Below are 26,106 nucleotides of genomic sequence, written 5' to 3'. Positions count from 1 at the left end.
CCCGTCTCCACCCGGTTGACCCCCGACCTCCGGAGTCCGCGATGCCGCGTCCCACCCCCGCCCGCCGTCCCCGCCCCGTCCTGACGCTGGTGGTCACCGCCCTCGCCGGGGGCGCCGCCCTGGTCGGCACGAGCGCGGTGGGCGTCCCGGCCACGGCGGCCACCACCGCGGCCACGGCCGGGCCGTGGACCAGCGCGGACGGCCGCTTCACCGCCGGGGTGGAGAGCAACGGCAACTTCGTCCTGCGCTACCGCGGCTCGGCGAGCCCCGACGCGCTGTGGCAGACCCGCACCAGCGGCCACCCGGGCGCGTCCCTGGCGATGCAGAGCGACGGCAACCTGGTGCTGCGCGACGGCGCCACGGTGCTCTGGTCGAGCGGCACGGCCGGTCACCCCGGTGTCGTGCCGGGTGTCACCAACACCGGCGAGCTCTGGATCTCGAGCAGCACGGCGGGTGTGGTGTGGCGCAGCGGCACGGCGGGCGCGACGTCGGGTCTCGACGGCGCTTCGGCCGACCCGCGGTTCACCAAGGTGTGGACCCACGTCCTCGGCGCCCCCGGCTCGTCCGCCGCGCTCGCCTCGCCCGGGGTCGGCACCCTCGACTCCGCGGGCACGTCGGTGGTCTTCGGCACCCGCGCGGGCGGCCTCAACGCGTTCCACACCTCGAACGGCGCCAGCGTCGCCGGCTGGCCGGTCAGCACGGGCGGCGTCGCCGTCGACTCCACACCCGCGATCGCCGGGACCGGTGCGGGCTCCCGCATCTACGTCGGCGTGGGGACGTCGGCACGGCCGAGCGCCGGCGGCATCTCGGCGTGGTCCGGCACCGGCACACCGCTGTGGACGGTGCGCCCGCGGGCGTTGCCGACCGGGACGGCGACGGTCGGTGTCATGAGCTCGGTCGCGGTCGGGAACCTCCAGTCGGGACTGGACATCGTCGGCGGCGCCATGGGCCAGATGGGCTACGCGCTCGGTTCCGGCGGCGGCCCGCTGCGCGGGTTCCCGTGGTTCCAGGCCGACACGAACTTCAGCACCCCCGCGCTCGCCGACCTCACCGGCGACGGCCGCGACGAGGTGATCATGGGCGGCGACTCCACCGCGGGCCTGGCGTACGGGCGGCAGTACACCAACGGCGGGCACATCCGGATCGTCAAGAACACCGGCGCCGCCGGGGCTTCGTCACCCGCGCTGGCCCTGGTGTGCGAGCGCAACACCAACCAGGTCGTGCAGTCCTCCCCCGCTGTCGGCCGGTTCCTGTCCGGCGGTGCCGTCGGGATCGTGGTCGGCACCGGCACCCACTACGCCGGCGCGTCCGACACCAACGCCCTGTTCGCGCTCGACACCCGGTGCGGCGTCAAGTGGCGGGCGGTGCTCAACGGCGCGACCGGCGCCAGCCCGTCGCTGATCGATGTCGACGGCAACGGTTCGCTCGAGGTCGTCACCGCCGCGAGCCACGGCACGAACAGCAGCGTCTACGTCCTCGACGGCGCCACCGGCCGGGCCCGGTGGAACGCGACCGTGAGCGGTCGGGTGTTCGGCCAGATCACGAGCATCGACATCGCCGGGCGCCGCAGCCTGCTCGTCGGTCACACCGGCGGGGTCACCGTCCTCGACGCCGCGACCGGCCGGGTCACCGGCCAGCTCGCGCCGGGCGTCGGCGTCCAGAACACCCCCGCCGTCACCCTCGACCCGGGCGGCAGGATCGGGGTCACCGTGATCGGCTACAACGGTCAAGGCCGCGGCGTCGCGCTGCACTTCCAGCTCAACGGCGCGACCGCCACCACGGTCACCGGCCCGGGCCAGTGGCCGATGTTCCACCGCGACTCCCGCCTCCGCGGCTCCACCCTCTGACCCGCCGCCCACCACCACCCCGCACGCCCGGCACGCCCCCTCGGAGACCCACCACCCCAGATCTGGTGAGTGGTCACTTCTCCCGTCGAGTGGTCAGCAATTCGTGACCACTCACCGGGGAAGGTGACCACTCGGCAGATTCGGGGGGCGACACAGGTGACCACTCGCCAGATTCCGGGGGCGGGACAGGTGCCCACTCACCGGTTCAGGACGAGGAGGACTCGGCGACGACGGCGGCGAGGGCCTCGGTCCACGGACGCAGGGGGGTGAGACCGGCGGAGTCCCAGGCGGTGGGAGAGAGCACCGACCAGGCGGGACGGGGCGCCGGGCGGACGAACGCCTCGGACGTGGTCGGGTGCACGCGGTCGGGGTCGGCGCCGACGGCGGCGAACGTCGCGCGGGCGAGGTCGTACCAGGAGGCCACGCCGCTGTTGACGGCGTGCAGCACGGGGGTCACGTGCGTGCCGGTGGCGAGCAGCCGACCGAGTTCCACCAGTCCGACGGCGAGGTCGGGCGCGGCGGTCGGCGAACCCACCTGGTCGGAGACGACGTCGATCGTGTCCTTCTCGCGTTCCAACCGTTGCATCGTGCCCACGAAGTTCGGGCCGGGGCCACCGAAGATCCACGCCGACCGGACGACCACCGATGCACTCGGCAACAGTCGCAGCACTTCCTGCTCACCGGCGAGCTTGGACGCGCCGTAGACCGTGCGCGGGCCGGTCGGGTCGGCCGGTTCGTACGGTCGGTCGGCGTCGCCGGCGAAGACGTAGTCGGTCGAGACGTGCACCAACCGCCCGCGGTGCCGGGCCAGCGTCGCGGCCAGGTGCGCCGGGCCGTCACGGTTCACCGCGTAGGCGGCGTCGACGTCGGTCTCGGCGGCGTCGACCGCGGTGTGCGCCGCGGCGTTGACGACGACGTCCGGACGCACCTCGACCACCGTGCGTTCCACGGCGGCCGCATCGGTGACGTCGAGGTCGGTGCTGCCGAGCGCGACGACCTCGGTCTCACCGACCGCCGCCAGTGCATCGACCAGCCGCGACCCGAGTTGCCCCCGGGCGCCGGTGACCAGCCAGCGGGTCACTGGCCTGCCACGGAGTAGCGGGCCTCGACGTCGGCCTTGGCCGGGCTCCACCAGTCGCGGTTCGCGTCGTACCAGCCGACGGTCTGCCGCAGCCCGGCCTCGATGTCGGCGTAGCGCGGTGCCCACCCGAGCTCGGCGCGCAGCGCGCTGGCGTCGATCGCGTAGCGCAGGTCGTGGCCCGCGCGGTCGGCGACCAGGTCGTACCCGTCGGGGTCGTTGCCGGTGATCTCCAGCAGCAGCCGCACGATGGTGAGGTTGTCGCGCTCACCGTCGGCGCCGATGAGGTAGGTCTCGCCGACCCGGCCACGGTCGATGATGTCCCACACCGCGTGGTTGTGGTCGTCGACGTGGATCCAGTCGCGCACGTTGGCGCCGGTGCCGTACACCTTCGGCCGCAAGCCCGACAGGATGTTGGTGATCTGCCGCGGGATGAACTTCTCGATGTGTTGCCACGGCCCGTAGTTGTTCGAGCAGTTCGAGATCGTCGCCTGCACCCCGAACGACCGCACCCACGCGCGCACCAGGAGGTCCGAACCGGCCTTGGTGGAGGAGTACGGGCTCGACGGGTTGTACGGGGTCTGGGCCGTGAACTTCGCGGGATCGTCGAGTTCGAGATCGCCGTAGACCTCGTCGGTGGAGATGTGGTGGTAGCGCACGCCGGTGCGGCGCACCGCCTCGAGCAAGGTGAACGTGCCGACGAGGTTGGTCTGCACGAACGGCGAGGGGTCACGCAGCGAGTTGTCGTTGTGCGACTCGGCGGCGAAGTGCACCACCAGGTCCGAGGCCTCGACCAGCGGGTCGACCACGGCGGCGTCGGCGACGTCGCCCTCGACCAGGCGCACCCGGTCGTCGGTCGGTACGACGGCCCGCGAGGCGGCGTAGGTCATCTTGTCCAGCACGGTGATCTCGACGTCGGGGCGTTCCGCGAGGGTCAGCCGGACGAAGTTCCCCCCGATGAACCCGGCGCCGCCGGTCACGAGAATGCGTTGCGTCATGCAACAGTCCCTTCGGAGAGCGACGCGAACAGCGGTGCCGAGGCGTCCTTGGCCGACACGCGGCTGGGGTCGGTGGGGTCGAGCGGCAGGGGCCAGTCGATGCCGAGCGCCGGGTCGAGCGGGGTGACGGCCACACCGGCCATCCCCGGACGCCACTCGCTGTCGAAGCAGTAGAGGTACTGGCAACCGCCGTCGGAGACGGCCTGGAACCCGTTCAGGACCCCCGCCGGCACGAGCACCTGGGTGCCGACGGCGAGCGGGACGGTCACGACCGCGCCGTGGGTGGCCGAGCCGGGGCGGGCGTCGACGTACGCCCCGAACGCCTCACCGGCCGCGATGCCGACGAGCTTGGTCATGGCCTCGCCGTGCAGACCACGCACGCCGCCCGTGTGCGTCCAGGTCATGTTGACCTGCTCCCAACGGTCGGGCACCGGCACGCCGGCCTCGGCGAAACCGCTGGTCCGGAAGAACTCCCGCACCGTGCCCCGCTCGTCCGTGACGGCCTTGGTGGTGATGACCAGCAGCCCGTCGATGGCCGTCGTGGCCACCGCCATCGGCACGATCTTCACCATCAGAGCCGGCCCGCCGCGTAGTCCTCGGCCACCCGCACCACGTAGGCGCCGTAGCTCGACTTGCCCATCTCCGCACCGAGTCGGAGCGCCTGCTCGACGTCGATCCACCCGCGCCGCAGGGCGATCTCCTCCAGGCACGCGATCTGGACGCCCTGCCGATGCTGCAGCACCTGCACGAACTGCCCGGCCTCGAGCAGGGAGTCCATCGTCCCGGTGTCGAGCCAGGCCATGCCCCGGCCGAGGTCGACCAGCCGCGCCGAGCCGCGCTCCACGTAGACGCGGTTGAGGTCGGTGATCTCCAACTCGCCGCGGGCGGAGGGCGTGAGGTCGCGGGCGATCTCGACGACGTCGGAGTCGTAGAAGTAGAGGCCGGTGACGGCGAGGTTGGTCTTCGGCTGGGCCGGCTTCTCCTCGATGTCGGTGAGCATGCCGTCGCGGTCGACGCTCGCGATGCCGTACCGCTCGGGGTCGCCGACCCGGTAGCCGAACAGCGTGCAGCCGCCGCCCGCCTCGATGCCCGCGACCGCCTGCTGCAGCGTCCCGCCGAAGCCGTGGCCGAAGAAGATGTTGTCGCCCAGCACCAGCGCGGCCGGCCCGCCCGCCACGTGGTCCGCGCCGATGTGGAACGCCTGCGCGAGGCCGTCCGGCGACGGCTGGGCCGCGTACGTCAGTGAGACGCCCCACTGGCTGCCGTCACCGAGCAGCCGCTGGAACTGCTCCTGGTCGTGCGGGGTCGTGATGATCAGGATGTCGCGGATCCCGGCCAGCATGAGCACCGAGATCGGGTAGTAGACCATCGGCTTGTCGAAGACCGGCAACAGCTGCTTGGACACCGCCCGGGTGATCGGGTGCAGTCGGGTCCCGGAGCCGCCGGCCAGCACGATGCCCTTCACGTCTCGGGAGGTTATCGGACCGGCCCGGACCCGGCCGGGCGACGACGTCCTCCGACCCTCCCGGCAGAGGCGGGATGACCGGTTCTCAGCGACCCCGGCTCTACCCTGGCCCGCATGGCACGTCACCCGGGACCGGATCCTCGGCGCCCGCTCGACGACCGGGGCGCGGCGCCCCTGCCCCCCGACCTCGACCCCCGCGGCCGGCGCGCGTCGCGACGTGACGTCGCGGTGCCGGGCCGGCGGCGTCGGATCGCCGTCCGCCGCACCACGACGCTGGTGCGCATCGCCGCCGCGGCTCTCTCGCTGGTCATCCTGGTGGGCAGCGGTTACGCCTGGGCCACCTACCAGAAGTTCACCTCGAACATCGCCACGGGCGACGACCTGGACTCCGGCGGCGCGGACCTCGACGGCAAGGACCAGAACATCCTGCTGATCGGCAACGACAGCCGCGCCGGCGCCACCCCCGCCGAGTTGCAGGAGCTCTCGACCGAGGACGACGGCGGCAGCGTCAACACCGACACGATGATCCTGTTGCACGTGCCGGCCGACGGCTCGCGCGCCAGCCTCATCTCGTTCCCCCGCGACTCCTACGTCGACATCCCGGGGTACGGCGAGAACCGCATCAACGCGGCGTACAGCAACGCCTACAACCAGGCCAAGTCCGACGGTGGGGACGAGATCGCCGCCCAGAGCGCCGGCATCAAGCTGACGGCCGAGACGATCAGCCAGCTGACCGGCCTCAAGATCGACCACTACCTGCAGGTCAACCTGCTCGGCTTCTACCGCATCAGCGTCGCGCTCGGCGGCATCGACGTGTGCCTCAACGCCGCGCAGCAGGACCCGTTCTCGGGCATCGACCTCCCGGCCGGCGTGAGCCGCATCGAGGGCAAGCAGGCCCTGGCCTTCGTGCGGCAGCGCCACGGCCTGCCGCGCGGCGACCTCGACCGCATCGCCCGCCAGCAGTACTTCCTCGGTGCCGTGTTCCGGAAGGTGAGCTCCGCCGGCACGCTCGTCAACCCCTTCAAGCTCAACGACCTCGTCGACGCCGTGAGCTCGTCGTTGCTGAAGGACAAGAGCCTGGACCTGCTGTCGCTCGCCCGCCAGGTCCAGGACCTGCGGGCCGGCAACATCACGTTCGCGACCATCCCGACCACCGGCAACGAGACCGTGGACGGGCAGGACGTCCTCGGCGTCGACCCGGCCCAGGTGCAGCAGGAGGTCCAGCAGATCATCGGCAACACCGCCGACACCGTCGCCAAGGCCGCGCCCGTCGCGCCCGGCAGCTTCAGCGTCGACGTGCTCAACGGCAGCGACACGGGCGGCGTCGCGCAGTCCAACGCCGACCTCCTGACGTCCGCGGGCTACCAGGTCGGGACGATCGGGAACTTCGACGGCGGCGCCGACGCCACCCAGATCCGCTTCCCGGCGGGCCAGGCGGGCCAGGCCAAGACCCTGGCGAAGGTGGTCCCCGGCGCGACCTACGTGCAGACCTCCTCGGTCAGCACGGTCACGCTGGTCATCGGCGCGAACGGCGTCGGCGTGAAGGACCCGAGCGCCGCCGCCTCCACCACGGCCGCCGCGCCGCCGCCGGAGACGGCCGCCACGAGTGCGTCGGCCAGCACCCGCGCCGCGTCCGACATCTCCTGCATCAACTGATGGCCGACACCCCCGAGGCGCTGTTCGCCGCCGTGCTGCGCGAGCGGCCCGACGTCCCGCTCGTCACCTGGTACGACGAGACACCCGGGCGTGCCGCGCGGGTGGAGCTCTCGGCCCGTTCGGTCGCGAACTGGGCGGCCAAGACCGCCGGGCTCCTCGGCGACGAACTCGGCCTCGGACCGGGCGACCGGGTGTTCGTCGACCCGGTCGGCCACTGGCTGCTGCCCGGTCTGCTCGCCGGGATCTGGGTCGCAGGCGCCGAGGTCGTCACCACCGCGGACACGGCCGTCGACGCCGCGGTGGTGGTCCGCGGCGGCGCCGTCACGGTCGACGCCGACGAGGTGTTCACGTTCGATCCCTCCTCGCCGCTGCAGCTCGGCGCACCCGACGACGCCCCGGGATCCCCGCCCGGCTCCCGCGACCTGCCTACGGCCCTGCGTCCCCACCCCGACCGGCTCGGGCCGGCCCGGGGGGCTGCGAGCGACCCCGCCCTGGACGGCGCGACCCGCGCCGACCTCGTGGCCGCCGCCACCGCCCGCGCCGCCGACCTCGGACTCACCGCGGCCGCGGGCCGGCTGCTGTGGAGCGGGCCGCTCTCGGGAGGCGACGTCACGACCGTGGTGGTCGGCCCGTGGACGGTCGCGGGCTCCCTCGTGCTCGTCACCGGCGACGCCCCCCTCGGCGCGGAACGGGCGCAGGCCCTGGCCACGACCGAGGGCGCCGACGTCGTCACCTGAGGCGACAGTTCGCCCGGAGATGCCCGGTTCGGCCTTGAGAACCTGCGTTTCCGTACCGGGAAACGGTTAGCCGATCATGAGGCCGGGGTATCCGGTCGGAACCCACCGCACGACCTGTTCCCCCGAACAGCGCACAACCCGTCCCCCCGTACTGCACTGACACCATCCCCCGAGGTGATCCGTGGCAGCCACCCCTGCCCCCCTGATCCGTGCCACCGCCGCCGAGGCGATCGCCGCCGTCAAGGCGTCCGGCGCGGCCAAGCGCACTTCCGGGCCCCTGGCCTGGAACCCGACCCGCCACCTGCTGTCCCGCTTCGCGTTCGGCCCGGTGAAGGGCACGACGACCGTCGTCCCCGACACCTGGTTCGACGCGCAGGTGGCGCTCGGCAAGAAGAAGCCCGGCACCTCGGCGATGCCCGCCCTGGCGACCCTCTACCCGTACCTCGGCATGCGGCCGCCGCAGACCCGAGCGGCACTCAAGGCCGGAGGCAACGAGTACGGCTGGGACTCGATGGACCAGCTCAGCAAGGCGACGATCGCCCTGCAGACGTGGAGCCCCGCCCAGCTGTACGAGACGGTCGTCGACTTCTTCTCCAACAAGCTCAACGTCGCGAACTTCAGCGACGGTGTGTGGGCCACGCGGGCCTCCTACGACCGCGACGTGATCCGCACGTACGCGTTCGGCAAGTACCGCGACATGCTCCTCGCCGCCATGAAGCACCCGGCGATGCTGGCGTACCTCAACAACGACGTGTCGACGTACGACGCCCCCAACGAGAACCTCGGCCGGGAACTGCTGGAACTGCACACGGTCGGGATCGAGGCGGGTTACACGCAGACCGACGTCGTGAACTCGGCCCGCATCCTCACCGGGCGCGGCATCGACTACCGGGTCTCGGACTACGCCTGGAGTCAGGGCGCGCACTGGCTCGGCAAGGTCAAGGTGCTCGGCTTCAGCCACCTCAACAACAGCCCGGCGAAGGGCGAGTCGGTCGGCGACCTCTACCTGAAGTACCTGGCGAACCACCCGATGACGGCGGCGAAACTCGCCCGGCAGCTGTGCGTGCGGTTCGTCTCCGACACCCCCAGCGCCGAACTGGTGCAGGCCGTGGCGGCGGCGTACCTCGCGAACGACACCGCGATCGTGCCGATGCTGAAGACGATCATGCGCTCGACCGAGTTCTGGGAGAGCCGTGGCCAGAAGACCCGGCGGCCGCAGGAGAACCTCCTCGCCACCGTCCGCGCCCTCGGCCTGACCCCCGTGGACCAGGCGGGCCGGCTCGACGACGCCGTCGCCGACCTGTCGTGGTCGCTGCAGACCACCGGCCAGCGCCCGCTCGCCTGGCCCGCCCCGAACGGCTACCCCGACGTCGCCGCGGCGTGGAGGTCCTCGGGAAACCTGCTGACGATGTGGCGCAACCAGTTCGGCCTGGCCCAGAACTGGATGTCCGACGACTTCGGCGACATCCCCGACGGCTGGTTCCTCGGCGGCCTCGCCCCGCTCACCGTCGGCGCCTCGCTCGACGCGATCGCGACCACGCTGCTGGGCCAACCGTTGTCCGCGAGTGACCGCCTGGCCCTGCTGCTCTACCTGGGCGAGAACGAACTGCTCCCCCTCACCCGCAGCCGCATGCAGTGGGAGGCGGCCAACGTCGCCGCGCTCATCCTCCACAGCGCTCCCCACGCCTACCGCTGACCGCCACCGCTCCCCCGCACCACCCTCCACCCCCGAGGAGAACCCCCGTGACCACCACCGACATGCTCGGCACCACCGGGCTCACCGCCCACGCCGATGCTGTGTGCAACGATCTTCGCGAGCAGGAACGCCTGTGGAGCCGCGGCTTCACCCGTCGTCGTTTCCTGCAGGGCGTGGGCATGGCCGGGGTCGCGGCGCTCGGGACCCAACTGGTCACGACCCGCGCGGCGTTCGCCGACCCCGCGACGAGCAACGGCAACACGCTGGTCGTGATCTTCCTGCGCGGCGGCTGCGACTGGCTGCGCGTGCTCGTCCCCGACGCTCCCTCGCTCGGTGGCGACTACCTGCGTGCGGTGCGCCCGGGCCTGGTCCCGGGTTCGAGCGCGTTGCGCCCGCTGGACGGCGCCGGCGGCTGGGCCGCCAACGGACGGTTGTCGCCTCTGCTCCCGCTGTGGGGATCGGGCGAGCTGGCCTTCGTCCCGGCCGTCGCGACCAGTCCGACCCGCAGCCACTTCGACGCGCAGCGCTTCCTCGAGACCGGCGGCGCGCCGACCTCGACCAACGGTTGGCTCGACCGGCTGCTCACCAGCCTCGGACCGGGCACGACGTTCCGCGCCGTGGCCTCGGGCTACAGCACGCCGGTGTCCATGCTCGGCACCGAGCAGAAGCTGACCATGGCCACCCTGCAGGACTTCGCCATGCCGTCCTGGGGCGACGACTACGAGACCCGCGCCGTGGAGGCGATGGCGAGCCTCTACCGCGGTCTGCCGGGGTCGCTGCCCGAGGACGTCGCCACGACCGTGCAGGCGCTCGACACCGCCGCGGCGGCTCGCGCCGCGGCGGGGGCACAGAACGGCGCCGCGTACCCGAGCAACAACGAGTTCGCCCGGTCGCTCGCCGATCTCGCCACCATGCTGCGGGCCGAGGTCGGGCTGCAGGTCGCGACCGTCGACGTCGGCGGCTGGGACACCCACACCGACGAGGCGAACGACCTGGACAACAACGTCGACGCCGTCGCCCGGTCGCTCGCGGCGTTCATGACCGACCTCGGCCCGCAGCGTCGCTCGCGCGTCACGGTCGCGGTCATGAGCGAGTTCGGACGTCGGGTCGCCCAGAACGGCAGCGGCGGGTCCGACCACGGCTACGGCGGCCTGATGTGGCTGCTGGGCGGCGGGCTGGCCTCGGCGCAGGTCGCCGGCACCTGGAAGCCGCTGTCCGACGGCGTGCTCGACCAGGGCGACGTCGCGGCGCTGAACTCGCCGTTCGACGTCCTCGGTGAACTCGCCACCGTCCGCCTCGGCGCGGGGTCGCTGTCCGGGGTGTTCCCCGGTGCCTCGCTGGGGACCCTCGGCATCGCCCGCGCCGCCTGACCACGCGGTACTGGCGGTATCGGTTACCCGTGGGTAACGTCGCGCGGGTGACGCACTACGACGTCCTGGTGATCGGCTCCGGCTTCGGCGGGAGCGTCACCGCGCTGCGGCTGGTCGAGAAGGGCTACACGGTCGGCGTGCTCGAGGCCGGCCGTCGCTTCACCCCCGAGACGTTGCCGAAGAACTCCTGGGACGTCCGCAACTTCCTCTGGGCGCCGCACCTGGGCTGCACCGGGATCCAACGCATCCACCTGCTCAAGGACGTCGTCATCCTCGCGGGCGCGGGGGTCGGCGGCGGCTCGCTCAACTACGCCAACACCCTCTACGAACCCGGCCGGGCCTTCTTCGAGGACCCGCAGTGGGCGCACATCACCGACTGGAAGTCCGAGCTCGGCCCCCACTACGCCCAGGCCCGGCGGATGCTCGGGGTCGTCACCAACCCGACCACGACGCCGATGGACCTCGAGATGCGCCGCCTGGCTGAGCAGGCCGGGCGGGCCGAGACCTACACCCCCACCGACGTCGGGGTGTTCTTCGGCCGCGACGGCCGCGAGGAACCCGGCGTCACCGTGCCCGACCCGTTCTTCGGCGGGATGGGTCCGGAGCGCACGGGCTGCATCCAGTGCGGCGAGTGCATGACCGGGTGCCGGCACGGCGCGAAGAACACCCTCGACCTGGGCTACCTGGCCCTGGCCGAACGCGGCGGGGCCGTGGTCCACCCGCTCACCACGGTCAAGGACGTCCGTCCCCGCACCGGCGGCGGTTACGAGGTGACGACCGTGCCCACCGGACGGTTCCGCCGGGGCCGCACCTTCACCGCCGACCAGGTGGTGTTCGCCGCCGGCACGTACGGAACGCAGACCCTGCTGCACCGGCTCAAGAGCAGCGGCTCACTGCCCGGCATCTCCGACCGCCTCGGTGAACTCACCCGCACCAACTCCGAGGCGCTGCTCGGGGTGAAGGCCCGCGACCGCGCCGCCGACTACCGCTCGGGCGTCGCCATCACGTCGTCCTGGTTCCCCGACGACGACACGCACATCGAGCCCTGCCGCTACGGCGAGGGCAGCAACCTCATGGGCCTCATGGTCACCCAGCTGACTGACGGCGGCACCCGTCGGCAGCGGTGGAAGCAGTGGCTCCATGACGCCGTGCGCCGCAGCCCCCGCGAGATGGCCGACCTGCAGCTGACGATGAAGCGCTGGTCGAACCGGACGATCATCCTGCTGGTCATGCAGTCGCTCAACAACTCCATCACGGTGTCGCGCACCCGCCTGGGCCGCCTCACCTCCCGGCAGGGCATCGGCGAGCCGAACCCGACCTCGATCCCCGCGGGTGTCGCCGCCACCCGGCAGCTGGCCGAGAACGTCGACGGCGTCGCGGGCGGCACGTGGGGCGAGCTGTTCAACATCCCGATGACCGCCCACTTCATCGGCGGCTGCGCGATCGGCGACTCCCCCGCCACCGGTGTCATCGACCCCTACCACCGGCTCTACGGCCACGAGGGCGTCCACGTCGTCGACGGCTCGGCGCTGTCGGCCAACCTCGGCGTCAACCCGTCGCTGTCGATCACCGCCCAGGCCGAACGCGCGATTTCGCTGTGGCCGAGCAATGGCGAGGCCGACCCCCGGCCCGCCCTGGGCGAGCCCTACCGCCGCCTCGAGCCGGTCGACCCGGTCGCGCCGGTCGTCCCGCCGACCGCCGTCGGCGCCCTGCGCCGCGGACCGGTGCCGGTCGCCCTGGACATCACCCGCCACCAGCCCGGCGGACGACCGCTGGCCGAGGCGCCCTCGTCCGGCTGACCGGCTCCCCGAGGGCCCGCCCTACGTCGGCGCGTGCTCGCAGTTGAACCGGGCCGCGACCCCGGCCGGCACGGGCAGCCGCACCCACACCTCCTTGCCGGTGCCCTTCTCCCGCACACCCCACTCGGCGGCGACGCGGGCGATCACCGCGAGTCCCCGGCCGGCGATCTCGGTCGGTTCGGGTTCCGGGAGGGCCTGCGGGCGTCCGGGCATGTCGTCCCGGACACCGACCACCACCTCGTCGACGTGCGACTCGACCCGCAACACGACCGACGGCGCACCCGCCCGCAGCGCGTTGGTGAGCAGCTCGGAGCCGACCAGCACGGCGTCGTCGACCAGCCGGCCCGGCTCGGAGAACGACCGCGTCAGCGTCGACTCGATCTCCGCGCGTCCGGCGGCAGCGGCCGACCCGGTGGCGGGCAGCGTCACGACGAACTCGCGGCACACAGAGGCAAAAGTAGTCTGAACGACGGGCAAAAGTAGGCTGAGCAGCGTGTCCGGCGCAGTGGGAAACGCCACGGCCGTCCGCGGGTGGCTCGTGGCGTGCAGCGTCTACCTGCTCGCGGTGTTGCACAGGACATCACTCGGCGTGGCCGGTCTGCTCGCGGTGCAACGGTTCCACATCACGTCGGCGCAGTTGTCCGTGTTCGTCCTGGTGCAGCTGGGTCTGTACGCCGCCGGACAGATCCCCGCCGGGTTGCTCGTCGACCGGTTCGGCCCGCGCCGGCTGTTGCTCGCTGCGGCCGCGGCCATGACCGTCGCCCAGGCCCTGTTCGCGATCGCACCGAACTACCCGCTGGCCCTGCTCGCGCGTGGGGTGCTGGGAATCGGCGACGCGATGACGTTCGTCAGCGTCCTGCGCTTCGCCGCCACCCGCATGCCGCCGGCGCGGTACCCGCTCGTGGTCGCGCTGACCGGCACCTTCGGGATCGTCGGCAACATGATCGCGACGTTCCCGCTGGCCGTCGCCCTGCGCGACCTCGGGTGGGCGACCTGCTTCACCGCCCTCGCGGCGCTGTCGGCCGTGACCTTCGCGCTGGTGTGGGTGCTCCTGCCGGGTGCGCCACCCCGCCGGTTCGCCGGTGGCGCGGCCGCGTGGCGGGCGGTCCGGATCCGGTTGGCCCGCTCGGTGCGGGCGGCGTGGGCCGTCCCCGGCACGCGGGTCGGGTTCTGGACCCACTTCACCGGAACGTCGGCGACGACGGCGTTCGGCGTGCTCTGGGGTCAGCCGTACCTGGTGACCGCGGTCGGCATGACCCCCGAGACCGCGAGCCTGGTCCTGCTGCTGACCGTCGCGGTGTCGGCGGCGGGCGGGCCGTCGCTCGGGGCGCTGTTGACCCGGCGGCCGTCGGTGCGGGTGCCGGTGGCGGTCGTGGTGGGCGTCGGGACGGTCGTGGGCTGGCTGGTCGTGCTGGCGCCGGCCCACCCGTCCGCGGCCGTGGTCGTGGTGGTCGTCGCGTTCACCGCGCTCGGGGGGCCGTCGTCGATGATCGCGTTCAGCCTGGCCCGCGACTACAACGAGGGCACCGCCGTCGGCACCGCCACGGGCGTGGTCAACACCGCGGGCTTCCTCGCCACGGTCGTCATCGCCCTCGGCGTCGGCATCGTGCTGAGCCTGCTCGGCGGCCAGAGCCCCGAGCACTTCCGGGTCGCGATGCTGGTGCTGGTCGCGGTGCAGGCGGTCGGCATCGTCCAGCTGCTGCTGTGGTGGCGGCGCGCCCGGGCGTATCTGCTGGTGCGGCAGGCGCGCGGCGACGTCCTGCCGTTCCCGCTGCACCGCCGACGGTGGTTCGACCACCCGCTCGCGTGAGCTGCGCGTCGGCGGGCGTGAGGACGGCGGTGGGGCACACTGGGGGACGTGAGCGGCCCCGTGCATGACGCCTCCCCGGCGCGGTCCGGGTGGCTGCGGGTCGTCGAGCGGTTCGGGTGGCGGGCCTACGCCGTCCCGGTGCTGCTGCTGGTCACGATCGCCGTCCTCGTGCGTCCGGGCGGGAGTGGCGCCGAGCCGCCGGCCGCCGCCGGCACACCCGCGAGCACACCGGTCGCCTCGTCCGAGGAACTCTCGGCGCCGGTCACGCTGGCCGCGGCGCGCAACCCGCAGGACGCCACGATCTGCGCCGGCAACAGCCGCCCGCAGTGGTTCGTGGTCAGCATCCGCACCCAGCACGCCTGGGCGTGCGACACGAACCGGCTCCGGCTCTCCACGCCGGTCACCACCGGCGTCCCGATCCCGTCGCGGGAGACCCGGGTCGGCACGTGGACGATCCAGTACAAGCAGACCGACCGTGACCTCGTCGGCCCCGGCTACTCCGAGCACGTCGAGTACTGGATGCCCTACGACGGCGACTTCGGCCTGCACGACGCGCAGTGGCAGACCTTCACCTTCGGCACCGCCGGCTGGCGGACCGACGGCTCCCACGGCTGCGTCCACCTGCCGACCGACGCCATGGGCTGGGTCTACCGCTGGGCCCAGGTCGGCACCGTCGTCACCATCGACGCCTGACCCCGCCCCTCCACGTGGGTGGAGCGCCGTCACCCCAGGTCCGATGAGTGGGCACATCTCCCGTCGAGTGAGCATGAATTCCCGCCCACTCACGGGGGAAAGTGCCCACTCGCCGAGGTCCGTTGGCGCGATCAGGCGCGCCCGGCGCGGGCCGAGGCGACGGCGTTGACGACGTTGGCCGCGACGATGAGCCCGATCGCGAGCCACGACGACCAGGCGAGGCCCTGACCGAGCACGACCCAGCCGGCGGCCGCGGCGAAGACCGGGTTGACGCTCATGAACACCCCGAAGAACCGGGCCGGCACGCGGCGCAGGGCGGCGAGGTCGGCGAGGAACGGCAGGGCCGAGCACAGCACCCCGGCGATGGCGGCCGCGCCGACCGCGCCCCACGTCGGATGGCCGTGCACCAGCGCGAGGACGCCGAGCGGCACGTAGACCAGGGCCGAGACCCCCTGCGCCACCGCGGGTCCCGACGGCCCCGGCACCCGGGCGCCGAGCGTGCGGTTCACGAGGATGTAGACGGCCCAGCACGCGCCGGCGAGGAAGGCCAGGCCGATGCCGACGTAGTCGGTGGACGGCTGCGGGCGGGTCAGCACCACGACCCCGGCGGCCGCGGCGAGCGCGCACAGCACGTCGAGGCGGCGCCGGGACCCGAGCAGGCCGACCGTCAGCGGGCCGAGGAACTCCAGCGTGACCGCGAGGCCCAGGCCGATGCGGTCGACGGCCGTGTACAGCGAGACGTTGATGCCGGCGAACACCAGCGCGAGGGCGAGCACCGGCCGCCACTCGTGGGCCGTCCACGCCCGCACCCGCGGCCGGGCGACGGCGAGCATCGCCACGGCCGCGACCCACTGCCGGATGGCGACGACCCCGACCGGTCCGAGCGCCGGGAACCCCAGCGCGGCGACCGCCGCACCCGTCTGGTTCGACGCGCCGCTACCGAGCATGAGCGCGAAGCCGACCCGGTCGACCGGTCCCTCGGCGCGATCACGGTGTCCGGCCGCCGGCGCGACGGTGGGTGCGTCGGTGGTGGTGGTCACGCTCCCCACCCTGCCGCGCGTCCGTCCATACGAGAAATGCACAACCCGACCTACTCATACGATGAGCGCATGAGTGTCGAGCTGCGGCAACTGCGGTGCCTGCTGGCGGTCGTCGACTGCGGGACGTTCACCGACGCCGCCATCGACCTCGGCGTCTCGCAGGCGGCGGTGTCGCGCACGCTGGCCTCACTCGAGGCCGACCTCGGCGTCCGTCTCCTGCGCCGCACCACCCGCTCGCTGACGCCGACCCCCGCCGGCACTCGGGTCATCGCCCGGGCGCGGCGGCTGCTGGCCGAGGCCGACGACCTCGTCCGCGACGCCACCACCGGCCACACCGACCTGCGCCTCGGTCACGCCTGGTCGGCGCTCGGGCGTCACACCACGGCGTTCCAGCGACGCTGGGCCACGGCACACCCGCAGGTGTCGCTGCACCTGGTGCGGACCAACTCCGCCACCGCCGGGCTCGCCGAGGGCGCCTGCGACATCGCGGTCACCCGCACCCGCCCCGACCCGGCCCGCTTCGCCGCCGCGATCGTCGGGTTGGAACGCCGGTTCGTCGCCCTGGCCGCCGACGACCCGTGGGCGCGTCGGCGGTCCCTCACCATGGCCGAGATCGGCACCCGCACGCTGCTGGTCGACCGTCGGGCGGGCACCACCACGGTCGAACTCTGGCCCGCCGGCTCCCGCCCCGTCACCGAGGACGTCCGCGACGTCGACGACTGGTTGGCCGCCATCGGCGCCGGTCGGGTCGTGGGCATCACCGCCGAGGCCACCGCCGCGCAGTACCGCCGACCGGAGATCGTCTACCGCCCGATCCGCGACGTCGCCCCGCTCCCGGTCCACCTGGTCTGGTGGCGCGACGACCCGCACCCGTCCGTCACCGACGCCGTCGCCCTCGCGACCGAGCTCTACCGCCGCTCCTGACCCACGCCGGCGGAGGCGGGTGACAGCTCCCACCTCCGCGGATCGCACCCGGACTGTCAGACCGACGCGCCCACCACCGGCACCGGGCGCCGGTGCCAGGTCGTCGCCGCGGCGACGACCACCAGCACGGGCAGCACCAGCAGGCCGGCGCGCAGATCGGCGAGCTGCGCACCGATCCCGGCCGCGAGCGGGCCGACGACCTGACCGACGCCCGCGACGGTGAGGATCTGACCCAGGGTCTGGTCGGCGCTGCGTGGGCTCGCGGCGACGTGCAGCGACGCCGCGAGCGGGAACATGCCGCCGATGCCGCAACCCGCCACCCCGAGCCCGACCAGTGCCACGGCCGGCGACCCGGCGGCGAGCAGCACCGGGCACCCGGCGAGCGCGACGACCAGGGCGGCGCGCAGCAGGACGGCCGGGGTCACCCGCCGCGCCAGCCGGCTGGCCAGCACCCGACCGAGCAGTTGCGCCGCGTAGAGCACGCTCACCGACGTCGCCGCGGTGTCCCGGTCGAGGCCGATGACGTCGTGCAGGTAGCTCGCCGCCCAGAAGCTCAGGGTCATCTCCAGTGAGACCACCGCGAGGATCGTGACCAGCGTCGGCGGCAACCGGCGTCGACGAGGGAGCGTCGTCACCCATCCCGGAGGCGGCGGAGGCGCCGGCGCGAGCGCCTCCGGGATCGGAGCCCGGCGCACGGCCAGCACGGCGACCACGACGATCGCCGCCGTCACGACCATCGAGAACCGCCAGCCGAGCGCGGACGCCGCGCACGCCCCGATCACCAACGGGGTCACGACCCCGGCGAGACTGACCGACACCTCACCCTCGGTCATCGCCACCGCGCGCCGTTCCCGGTGGTGGTCGGCGAGCACCGCCCACACCCGGATCAACGCCGCGGTCGCCGCGGCGCTCATGACGAGCACCGCGGGCAGCGTGACGGCCAGGACGTGGCCGTACCCGAGCGCGACCCCCGCCGCGGCGGCGACCAGCAGGCCCCCGACGATCACCGGGCGGCGGGGCGCGTGCGACCGACTGGCCTGCACCCCCGCCGCGACGTACCCGACCGCGAACGCCACCTGGTGCAACGATCCGACCAGGTATGACGTGTGTTGCGTCGCGCGCAGGTACGGCAACACCGGCCCGAGGACGGCGTTCAGCACGCCGAACGCGAACAGCGCCGCGAACGCCACCCAGGTCAGCGCGTCGCGCCGGTACCCGCGGACCGCGGCGACGGGACCTGCCACGCCGACCGACTGTAGGGCGAGCGCCCGCCGTCAGCCGCCTACTTCAGCAGCTGACGCGCCATCACCATGCGGTTGATCTGGTTGGTGCCCTCGTAGATCTGGGTGATCTTGGCGTCGCGCATCATGCGCTCGACCGGGAAGTCGCGGGTGTAGCCGTAGCCGCCGAAGACCTGGACGGCGTCGGTGGTCACCTGCATCGCGACGTCCGAGGCGTACGCCTTCGCGCCGGCCGAGAGGTACGTGAGGTTGGCGTCCTGCCGCTCCGAGGCGCCGGCCGCGACGTAGATGAGCGAGCGGGCGCTCTCGACCTTCATGGCCATGTCGGCGAGCAGGAACTGCAGGCCCTGGTTGGCGGCGATCGGCTGGCCGAACTGCTGCCGGTCCTTGGCGTAGGCGATCGAGGCGTCGAGGGCGCCCTGCGCGATCCCGAGCGCCTGGGCGCCGATGGTCAACCGGGTGTGGTCGAGCGTGCGCAGGGCGGTCTTGAAGCCCGTCCCCTCCTCGCCGATCAGCCGGTCGGCGGGGATGCGGCAGTCGTCGAAGTAGATCTCGCAGGTCGGCGAGCCGTGGATGCCGAGCTTGCGCTCCTTCGCGCCGACCGAGAAGCCCGGGTCGTCCTTGTGCACGACGAACGCCGAGATGCCCTTCGGCCCCTTCGAGGCGTCGGTGACGGCCATGACCGTGTAGTACGTCGACACGCCCGCGTTGGAGATCCACATCTTCGACCCGTTGAGCACGTACGAGTCGCCGTCGCGGACCGCGCGGGTCTTCATGGCCGCGGCGTCGGACCCCGCCTCCCGCTCGGACAGCGCGTAGGAGAACATCGCCTCGCCCGAGGCCACCGGCCCCAGCACCCGCTTCTTGAGGTCCTCGTCGCCCGCCAGCATCACCGGCATCGTCCCGAGCTTGTTGACGGCCGGGATCAGCGAGCTCGACGCGCAGACCCGTGCGACCTCCTCGATGACCAGCACGGTCGCGAGGGCGTCGGCGCCGACCCCGCCGTACTCCTCGGGGATGTGCACGGCGTGGAACTCGTTGCGGCGCAGCGCTTCGTAGACGTCGTGCGGGAACTCGCCGGTCTCGTCGATCTCCGCGGCCCGCGGGGCGATCTTGTCCTCGGCGAGCTCACGGACGGCCTGGCGCAGCAGATGCTGCTCCTCGGTGAGGGCGAACATGGTCTCGGCTGACGACGCGGTCATACCCCCACTCTGACATCTGGTCGGACGTCCTACCAACGTCCTCGGACCCAACTCACTCCAGGCCGGTTCACCGGTAGGATCCGCACGGGTCCGTGACTGGCGCCGTGAGGTGGGTTCGACCACCGGGGAGCGGACCTGCCGACCCCGTCGCGCGCCTGGGCGAACTGCCACCGGAACCCGTCCGGAGAAGGAGTCCACCACCGTGCCCAGCTACCTGCACCCCGCCGCGAACGCGACCACGAGCGCGTACCGGGCGATGATCGACGTCATCGCCGCGGTCGAGCCGACCATCGCCGCAGCGACCACCAAGGAACTGTCCGACCAGCGCGACTCGCTCAAGCTGATCGCCAGCGAGAACTACGCCTCACCCGCGACGCTGCTGACGATGGGCACCTGGTTCTCCGACAAGTACGCCGAGGGGACGGTCGGCCACCGCTTCTACGCGGCCTGCCAGAACGTCGACACCGTCGAGCGGGTCGCGTCCGAGCACGCCAAGGCCCTGTTCGGGTCCCCCCACGCCTACGTCCAGCCGCACTCCGGCATCGACGCCAACCTCGTCGCCTTCTGGTCGATCCTCGCCACCCGCCTCGAGGCCCCCGCGCTCGCCGACGCCGGCGTCAAGAACGTCAACGACCTGTCCGAGGCCGACTGGGCCGCGCTGCGCCGCCGCTTCGGCGACCAGCGCATGCTCGGTATGAGCCTCGACGCCGGCGGCCACCTCACCCACGGCTTCCGCCCGAACATCAGCGGCAAGATGTTCGACCAGCGCTCGTACGGCACCGACGCCGAGACCGGACTGGTCGACTACGCGCAGGTCCGCGAGATGGCCCGTGAGTTCAAGCCGCTGATCCTGGTCGCGGGCTATTCCGCCTACCCGCGCCGCATCAACTTCGCCACGATGCGCGAGATCGCCGACGAGGTCGGCGCCACCCTGCTGGTCGACATGGCCCACTTCGCCGGGCTGGTCGCGGGCAAGGTCTTCACCGGCGACGAGAACCCCGTGCCGTTCGCGCACATCACCACGACCACCACGCACAAGTCGCTGCGTGGCCCGCGCGGCGGCATGGTGCTGTGTCAGCCGGAGTTCGCCGACGCCGTCGACCGCGGCTGCCCGATGGTGCTCGGCGGTCCGCTCCCCCACGTCATGGCCGCCAAGGCCGTCGCGTTCGCCGAGGCCCGCCAGCCCGAGTTCGAGACCTACGCCCACGCCGTGGTCGACAACGCCCGCGCGCTGGCCGAGGGCCTCGTCCGCCGCGGCGGCAGCGTGGTCACCGGTGGCACCGACAACCACCTCGTGCTGCTCGACGTCTCCTCGTTCGGCGTCACCGGCCGGCAGGCGGAGTCGGCGCTGGTCGACTCGGGGATCGTCACCAACCGCAACTCGGTCCCCCGCGACCCGAACGGTGCCTGGTACACCTCCGGCGTCCGGCTCGGCACCCCCGCGCTGACCACCCGTGGGTTCACCCCCGACGACATGGACACGGTGGCGCAGTTGATCGTCGACGTCCTCACCGACACCGAGCCGACCTCGACCAGCGACGGCTCGCCGTCGAAGGCGAAGTACGAGCTGTCCGAGGCCGTCCGCGACAAGACCCAGGCGGGCGCCAGCGACATGCTCCGCGCGCACCCGCTCTACCCGGAATTGGACCTCAAGGCGTGACCTCGGGCCCCCGCTCGTCGCGAGCGGCGTCGCGGTGCGGTGGATGCAAGGCGGAGGAGGAGTCGGATACCGCGGTTGTATCCGCGACGAGGACAACGCAGCAGACGCCGTGCCCCGGCGTCGCGCAGCAGAGCATGGGGTCCGGGGTCACGCCTCTGGCGTGATGCTGACGGGTCGCCGCCGCCCCCCCCCACCAGGGCGGCGGCGCCGACCCCGGCGGTGACCAGCCCGCCCGCGACCATGGCCACGACCACCGCGGCGCGGGCGGCGAACGGCTCGACGCCGGCCACGGTGTCGACGAGGACGACGGCCGTGGTGAGCGCGTACCCGGCGATCGCAGCCCAGAGCAACCGTCTCTGGGTGCGCCGTTCCCACCCTGACCGCAGCAGCAGCCAGGCGATCACGGGCAGCACCAGGATCGCGTGCATCGTCGTGGCGTGCACCGGCTTGAAGGCGCCGGCGCCGTCGTAGGCCGCGGTCGCGCCCGCACTGTCCCCCAGCGTCACCCCGCGGACGACCATCGCGATTCCCGCGCCGAGAGCCAGCAGGAACCCCGCGAAGCCGGCGCGGATCGCCAGCCGCATCAAGGCCGGGACGGTCGCCGGCATCCGCACCACGGCTCGGGCCAGCACCAGCGCGCACACGACGATGACCCCTCCACCGGCGGCCAGCACGGTCGAGACCACCGAGTCGACGGTGGTGTCGCGGTTGAAGTGGGACGGCACGCCGCGCCACGCCTGCTCGCTCACCAACAGCACCTCGAGCCCGCACGCGGCCGTGAAGACCCCGACCAGACGACGCCGCGTCCGTTCCGGCGTCCCGAGCTGGGTCGACAACCAGGTCACCGTCGCCACGGTGACGCCGAACGCCAACCCGAACGTGAGGGCCTTGCGCAGCGACACCGGGCCGTCCCAGGGCCCACCGACGATCAGCCAACCGAGCGCGGCGAGGAGGCCCGAGACCACCAGCACGGCGGCGGCGACGTAGCAGGCACGGTCGAACCGCACGTCGTCCGCAGATCGTTCCACACTGAAACGATATCGCGAGAGAACGACTTGTCAACCGGCCGCGAGACCGAGGGCCGCGGCGGCGCCGCCGACCGCCACGGTCAGCACGATGTTGCTGACTGCAACGATCCGCGCCGAATCCCGCCACGCCGTCAGCGTTTCCCACATCCACGTCGAGAACGTCGTGAAGCCGGCACACAGACCCGGACCCAGCAGGTCGAACGGCGCGTCCCCGAGGCGCCCGTGCGCCGCGAGCGCCGTGACCAGCCCGAGAACGAACGCCCCCAGCACGTTGATGACGAACGTGCCGAGCGGGAACCGTCCGCGGCGGCGCGCGGTGATCGCGGTGTCGAGCAGGAAGCGGAGCACGGCACCCACCCCGGTCGCGGCCGCGACCAGCACGATCACGCCGCCACCCGCCGGCCGAACGCGCCGCCGGCCACCGCCGCGGCCAGACCGAGCGCGAGGCTCAGCGTGAGGTAGACGGCGGCTGCCCCCGCCCGGCCGTCGCGGGTGAGGGTGTCCAGCGCGACCGCGAGCGAGGAGAACGTCGTGAACCCGCCGCAGAACCCGGTACCCAGGAACGGGCGGGTGACCCGCAGGGCGAGCGTCGGATGGCGGCGGGCCGACCGCGCGGCGACGACCTCGACCACCACACCGAGCAGGAACGCCCCCACCACGTTGATGACCAGCACCGCCCAGGGGATCGTCCCGCCGGGCCAGAGATCGACGATGCCTTCCCGGGCGAGTCCGCCCAGCACCCCACCGGCGAACACCGCGGCGGCCGCGGGCGCCAGCGGCGGCCGGGGCGGGGCGACACCGGGGTCGCCGCCCGCACGGTCGGTTCCCGGAGGCGGCACGCGGCGATCGTAGGCGGCCCCCGGCTGGCTGATGCGGACCGAAGCGGTCTACCGTGGACCGAGTCGGTCCGTCCCCGACCGTTGCGATCCAGCGAGGTGTCCGTGTCACGCCCCACCGCGACCCAGATCGACGACGCCATCCTCGACGCCGCCGCGGGCCTGTTCGCCTCGCACGGCGTGGCGGGCACGTCGGTCGCGCAGATCGCCGGCGCGGTCGGCTACTCCAAGACCGGCCTGCTGCACCGGTTCGCCAGCAAGCAGGCCCTCGTCGACGCCGTGCTCGTCGACACCCGCGCCCGGCTCGACGCCGTCACCGCGACGCTCGCCGACGAGCCCGCGGGCCCCGCGCGCGACGTCGCCGCCGTGCGGGCGATCGCCGACGTCGCCCTCGAGCGACCGGGGCAGGTGGCCCTGGTGCTGGCCGCGTTCACGTCCGGCCCGGCGGCGGTCACCGCCGAGGTCACCGACCCGTTGCTGGCCGACGTCGAGAGTTCCATCTCCGCCCTGTTCGGCGACGCCGTGGCCCCCGACCCCACGGACGCCGCAGCCGTCGAACGGGCCAGCCGTGTCGCCACCGCCCTCGCCGGCATCGCCGTCACCACGCCGCTGCTGGCGCAGTTCGCCCACGCCCACGGCTCGACCACCGCGCGGCGGCTCATCACGACCGTGGCGCTCGACGCGCTCGGCACGCCCCGCTCCTCCCGCTGAGCCCCAGCGACCTCGCACGAACGATCTGGAGAACCCCATGGCCACCCTGCTCCACCGCCTCGCCCGCGCCTGCTTCGACCGGCGCGGGTTGGTGCTCGTCGTCTGGCTGATCGTGCTGGCCGGGGTCGGCGCCGCCGCCGCCACGTTGTCCGGCCCGACCACCCGTCAGTTCGACATCCCCGGCCAGGAGTCGACCGCCGCGATCGCGCAGCTGCCGCAGCTGTTCCCGGGTTCCGGCGCGGGACTCGCCACCGCGCGGCTCGTCTTCGAGGCGCCGGCCGGCCGCGAGGTCACCGAGTACGCGTCGGCGATCAGGACCGCGGTCGACGAGCTCGGCACCGCTCCCCAGGTGGCCGCGGCCTCCGACCCGCTCGACCCGGCCACGCCCGCGGTCTCCCCCGACCGCCGGGCCGCCTACAGCTCGGTGAGCTACACCGTGCCGGTCCAGGACGTGTCCGACGACGCCCGCGCCGCGCTGAACCGCGTGGCGACCGAGGCCCGTGCGTCCGGCCTCACCGTCGAGCTGGGCGGCGCCGCGTCGGTGGCACCGTTCGAACTCGGCATCACCGGCGAGGTCGTCGGTGTGGTGGTCGCGATCGTCGTCCTGCTCATCACCTACGGCGCGCTCGCCGCCGCCGGCATGAACATGCTCACCGCGCTCATCGGCGTGGGCACGGGCGCGGCGGGCATCACCGCGCTCACCGGCTTCGTCACGCTGCAGAACACCACGCCGATCCTGGCCGTCATGCTCGGCCTGGCCGTCGGCATCGACTACGCCCTGTTCATCGTCAGCCGGGCCCGTTCGGAGCTGCGGGCCGGACGCGACGTCCGCGACGCCGTGTCCGTCGCGGTCGGCACCGCCGGCAGCGCCGTGGTCACCGCCGGTGTCACCGTGGTCATCGCCCTGGCCGGGCTGTCGATCGTCGGCATCCCGTTCCTGACCCAGATGGGCCTCGCCGCGGCCGCGACCGTGGTCATCGCGGTGGTCGTCGCCCTCACGCTCCTGCCGGCTCTGCTCGGCTTCGCCGGGCGCCGCATCCTGCCGCGCCGCGAACGCCGTGTCGGCCCGGAGGGCCCGACGAGGAAGGCTGAGCGCGACAGCGGTTTCCTCGTCCGGTGGGGCCGCGGCGTCACCGGCCGCCCGGTGCTCGCGCTCGTGCTCGGCGTCCTCGCGCTCGGCGCGATCGCCTCACCCGTGCTCGCGATGCGCACCAGCCTCGGCGACGACTCGACGGCCTCGCCCACCTCGACCCAGCGACAGGCGTACGACATCCTCACCGAGCACTTCGGAGCCGGCGTCAACGGTCCGCTGCTCCTGCTGGTCACCGCCGACGCCGGCGGCGCGGCCGCCCGCGGCGCGAGCGTCGCGCAACAGGTCACCGGCCTGCGTGACGTCGCTCTGGTGCTCCCGCCCAGTCCCAACGCCGACAACACCGCGGCACTGGTCACCGTCATCCCCCGCAGCGGCCCGAGTGACAGCGCGACCACCACGTTGGTGACGACCATTCGCGACATCGTTGCACCCGACAACAACGGTACGACGTCAGTGGCGGTGACGGGCCAGACCGCTGTCGGTGTCGACGTCTCCGCCAAGCTCGCCTCGGCCCTGCCGGTCTACCTCGTCGTCGTCGTCGGTCTCGCGCTGGTGCTGCTGCTCGTCGTGTTCCGGTCGGTGCTGGTGCCGCTCACCGCGGCGCTGGGCTACCTGCTCACGATCGGCGCCGCGCTCGGCGCGACCACCGCGGTCTTCCAGTGGGGCTGGCTCAAGACCCTGGTCAACTCCGACACCACCGCGCCGCTGCTGAGCCTCGCGCCCATCATCGTGGTCGGCATCCTGTTCGGACTGGCCATGGACTACCAGGTGTTCCTGGTGTCGCGGATGCACGAGGCGGCCGAGCACGGAGCGCTCCCGCGCGATGCCGTGGTCGACGGGTTCCGCCGCGCGGCGCCGGTCGTCGTCGCCGCGGCCGTCATCATGTTCGCGGTGTTCGCCGGCTTCGTGCCGCAGGGCGACGCCACCATCAAGCCGATCGGTTTCGCGCTGGCCGTCGGGGTCCTCGTCGACGCGCTCGTGGTGCGGATGGTGCTGGTCCCCGCCGCCCTCGCCCTGCTCGGCCGGGCCGCGTGGTGGCTGCCGTCCTGGCTGCGGTGGCTCCCGCACCTCGACGTCGAGGGTCGCGCCCTGGAGACCCGCGTCAATGCGGGCGAGTGGTCACCTTCCCCTTCGAGTGGTCAGGAATTGGTGACCACTCACCCGGAGAACTGACCACTCGCCCAGCTGCGGAGCCCCTCACGCACGACGCCCCGCCACCCGT

23 protein-coding genes and 1 riboswitch are annotated in these 26,106 nt (G+C 73.0%); of the genes, 12 read left to right on the top strand and 11 right to left on the bottom strand.

From position 1 onward, the window contains the following. The first annotated feature begins 41 nt into the window (after positions 1-41). Entirely contained in the window at positions 42-1,847 is a 1,806-nt protein-coding gene (locus ACXR2U_RS02095) for a hypothetical protein (RefSeq protein WP_458823262.1), read from the top strand. Between the two features lie 205 nt (positions 1,848-2,052). Here the strand turns inward: ACXR2U_RS02095 and rfbD are convergent, their stop codons facing one another. Genes rfbD through rfbA form a run of 4 tightly spaced genes read right to left on the bottom strand, consistent with a single transcriptional unit; the run spans position 2,053 to position 5,388 of the window. Continuing rightward, positions 2,053-2,928, bottom strand: a complete 876-nt coding sequence (gene rfbD, locus ACXR2U_RS02090) for a dTDP-4-dehydrorhamnose reductase (protein ID WP_458823261.1) — start codon at positions 2,926-2,928, stop codon at positions 2,053-2,055. Beyond that, positions 2,925-3,923, bottom strand: a complete 999-nt coding sequence (gene rfbB, locus ACXR2U_RS02085; RefSeq protein WP_458823260.1) for a dTDP-glucose 4,6-dehydratase — start codon at positions 3,921-3,923, stop codon at positions 2,925-2,927. Before rfbB ends, rfbD begins: the two co-directional genes overlap by 4 nt. Continuing rightward, positions 3,920-4,498, bottom strand: a complete 579-nt coding sequence (locus ACXR2U_RS02080; protein ID WP_458823330.1) for a dTDP-4-dehydrorhamnose 3,5-epimerase family protein — start codon at positions 4,496-4,498, stop codon at positions 3,920-3,922. Before ACXR2U_RS02080 ends, rfbB begins: the two co-directional genes overlap by 4 nt. Continuing rightward, positions 4,495-5,388, bottom strand: coding sequence for a glucose-1-phosphate thymidylyltransferase RfbA (rfbA, locus tag ACXR2U_RS02075; RefSeq protein WP_458823259.1), 894 nt, complete (start codon positions 5,386-5,388; stop codon positions 4,495-4,497). The genes ACXR2U_RS02080 and rfbA overlap by 4 nt, the downstream gene beginning before the upstream one ends. 114 nt (positions 5,389-5,502) lie before the next feature. Between rfbA and ACXR2U_RS02070 the strand changes: the two genes are divergently transcribed. From ACXR2U_RS02070 to ACXR2U_RS02050, 5 genes are all read left to right on the top strand, one after another. Then, positions 5,503-7,044: an LCP family protein gene (locus ACXR2U_RS02070; RefSeq protein ID WP_458823258.1), complete on the top strand. Its 1,542-nt coding sequence runs from the start codon at positions 5,503-5,505 to the stop codon at positions 7,042-7,044. After that, positions 7,044-7,781, top strand: coding sequence for a TIGR03089 family protein (locus tag ACXR2U_RS02065; RefSeq protein WP_458823257.1), 738 nt, complete (start codon positions 7,044-7,046; stop codon positions 7,779-7,781). Before ACXR2U_RS02070 ends, ACXR2U_RS02065 begins: the two co-directional genes overlap by 1 nt. Before the next feature lie 181 nt (positions 7,782-7,962). Beyond that, a complete protein-coding gene (locus ACXR2U_RS02060; RefSeq protein WP_458823256.1) occupies positions 7,963-9,477 on the top strand; it encodes a DUF1800 domain-containing protein in 1,515 nt (504 codons plus the stop codon). Positions 9,478-9,524: 47 nt separating this feature from the next. Next, the gene (locus ACXR2U_RS02055; protein WP_458823255.1) at positions 9,525-10,847 is read left to right on the top strand and encodes a DUF1501 domain-containing protein; all 1,323 of its coding nucleotides are present in this window, start codon (positions 9,525-9,527) and stop codon (positions 10,845-10,847) included. A 47-nt stretch (positions 10,848-10,894) separates the two neighbouring features. Beyond that, positions 10,895-12,646, top strand: coding sequence for an FAD-dependent oxidoreductase (locus ACXR2U_RS02050; protein WP_458823254.1), 1,752 nt, complete (start codon positions 10,895-10,897; stop codon positions 12,644-12,646). A 21-nt stretch (positions 12,647-12,667) separates the two neighbouring features. On the opposite strand, the gene ACXR2U_RS02045 is transcribed toward ACXR2U_RS02050, so the two are convergent. Next, positions 12,668-13,093, bottom strand: a complete 426-nt coding sequence (locus ACXR2U_RS02045) for an ATP-binding protein (RefSeq protein WP_458823253.1) — start codon at positions 13,091-13,093, stop codon at positions 12,668-12,670. 46 nt (positions 13,094-13,139) lie between these two features. Here ACXR2U_RS02045 and ACXR2U_RS02040 point away from each other — a divergent pair, with 46 nt between their 5' ends. After that, positions 13,140-14,456 (top strand): MFS transporter, encoded by a 1,317-nt coding sequence (locus tag ACXR2U_RS02040; RefSeq protein WP_458823252.1) that lies wholly within the window; start codon positions 13,140-13,142, stop codon positions 14,454-14,456. A gap of 48 nt (positions 14,457-14,504) precedes the next feature. Continuing rightward, positions 14,505-15,149 (top strand): L,D-transpeptidase, encoded by a 645-nt coding sequence (locus tag ACXR2U_RS02035; RefSeq protein ID WP_458823251.1) that lies wholly within the window; start codon positions 14,505-14,507, stop codon positions 15,147-15,149. A gap of 131 nt (positions 15,150-15,280) precedes the next feature. Here ACXR2U_RS02035 and ACXR2U_RS02030 read toward each other — a convergent pair whose 3' ends face one another. Next, positions 15,281-16,189 (bottom strand): EamA family transporter, encoded by a 909-nt coding sequence (locus ACXR2U_RS02030; RefSeq protein WP_458823250.1) that lies wholly within the window; start codon positions 16,187-16,189, stop codon positions 15,281-15,283. A gap of 69 nt (positions 16,190-16,258) precedes the next feature. Here ACXR2U_RS02030 and ACXR2U_RS02025 point away from each other — a divergent pair, with 69 nt between their 5' ends. Continuing rightward, positions 16,259-17,113: a LysR family transcriptional regulator gene (locus ACXR2U_RS02025; protein ID WP_458823249.1), complete on the top strand. Its 855-nt coding sequence runs from the start codon at positions 16,259-16,261 to the stop codon at positions 17,111-17,113. A 56-nt stretch (positions 17,114-17,169) separates the two neighbouring features. On the opposite strand, the gene ACXR2U_RS02020 is transcribed toward ACXR2U_RS02025, so the two are convergent. Both ACXR2U_RS02020 and ACXR2U_RS02015 read right to left on the bottom strand, forming a co-directional pair. Further along, a complete protein-coding gene (locus ACXR2U_RS02020) occupies positions 17,170-18,357 on the bottom strand; it encodes an MFS transporter (protein ID WP_458823248.1) in 1,188 nt (395 codons plus the stop codon). A 38-nt stretch (positions 18,358-18,395) separates the two neighbouring features. After that, entirely contained in the window at positions 18,396-19,556 is a 1,161-nt protein-coding gene (locus ACXR2U_RS02015) for an acyl-CoA dehydrogenase family protein (RefSeq protein ID WP_458823247.1), read from the bottom strand. Positions 19,557-19,638: 82 nt separating this feature from the next. Beyond that, positions 19,639-19,724, top strand: a riboswitch (ZMP/ZTP riboswitch). 88 nt (positions 19,725-19,812) lie between these two features. Here ACXR2U_RS02015 and ACXR2U_RS02010 point away from each other — a divergent pair. Next, entirely contained in the window at positions 19,813-21,216 is a 1,404-nt protein-coding gene (locus ACXR2U_RS02010) for a glycine hydroxymethyltransferase (protein ID WP_458823329.1), read from the top strand. Here ACXR2U_RS02010 and ACXR2U_RS02005 read toward each other — a convergent pair. Genes ACXR2U_RS02005 through ACXR2U_RS01995 form a run of 3 tightly spaced genes read right to left on the bottom strand, consistent with a single transcriptional unit; the run spans position 21,189 to position 23,083 of the window. Then, a complete protein-coding gene (locus ACXR2U_RS02005; protein ID WP_458823246.1) occupies positions 21,189-22,244 on the bottom strand; it encodes a hypothetical protein in 1,056 nt (351 codons plus the stop codon). The genes ACXR2U_RS02010 and ACXR2U_RS02005 overlap by 28 nt on opposite strands. A 30-nt stretch (positions 22,245-22,274) precedes the next feature. Further along, positions 22,275-22,631: a fluoride efflux transporter FluC gene (locus ACXR2U_RS02000; RefSeq protein ID WP_458823245.1), complete on the bottom strand. Its 357-nt coding sequence runs from the start codon at positions 22,629-22,631 to the stop codon at positions 22,275-22,277. After that, on the bottom strand, positions 22,628-23,083 hold the full coding sequence (locus ACXR2U_RS01995) for a fluoride efflux transporter FluC (protein WP_458823244.1): 456 nt from the start codon (positions 23,081-23,083) through the stop codon (positions 22,628-22,630). The genes ACXR2U_RS02000 and ACXR2U_RS01995 overlap by 4 nt, the downstream gene beginning before the upstream one ends. 102 nt (positions 23,084-23,185) lie before the next feature. Between ACXR2U_RS01995 and ACXR2U_RS01990 the strand changes: the two genes are divergently transcribed. Beyond that, positions 23,186-23,791 (top strand): TetR/AcrR family transcriptional regulator, encoded by a 606-nt coding sequence (locus tag ACXR2U_RS01990; RefSeq protein ID WP_458823243.1) that lies wholly within the window; start codon positions 23,186-23,188, stop codon positions 23,789-23,791. A 37-nt stretch (positions 23,792-23,828) separates the two neighbouring features. After that, positions 23,829-26,057 (top strand): MMPL family transporter, encoded by a 2,229-nt coding sequence (locus ACXR2U_RS01985; RefSeq protein ID WP_458823242.1) that lies wholly within the window; start codon positions 23,829-23,831, stop codon positions 26,055-26,057. Positions 26,058-26,106: the final 49 nt, after the last annotated feature.

The sequence above is a fragment of the Jatrophihabitans sp. YIM 134969 genome (genome assembly GCF_054456675.1).
Note: the sequence above shows the minus strand (reverse complement) of the source record. Positions and strands in the feature narration are given on the sequence as shown.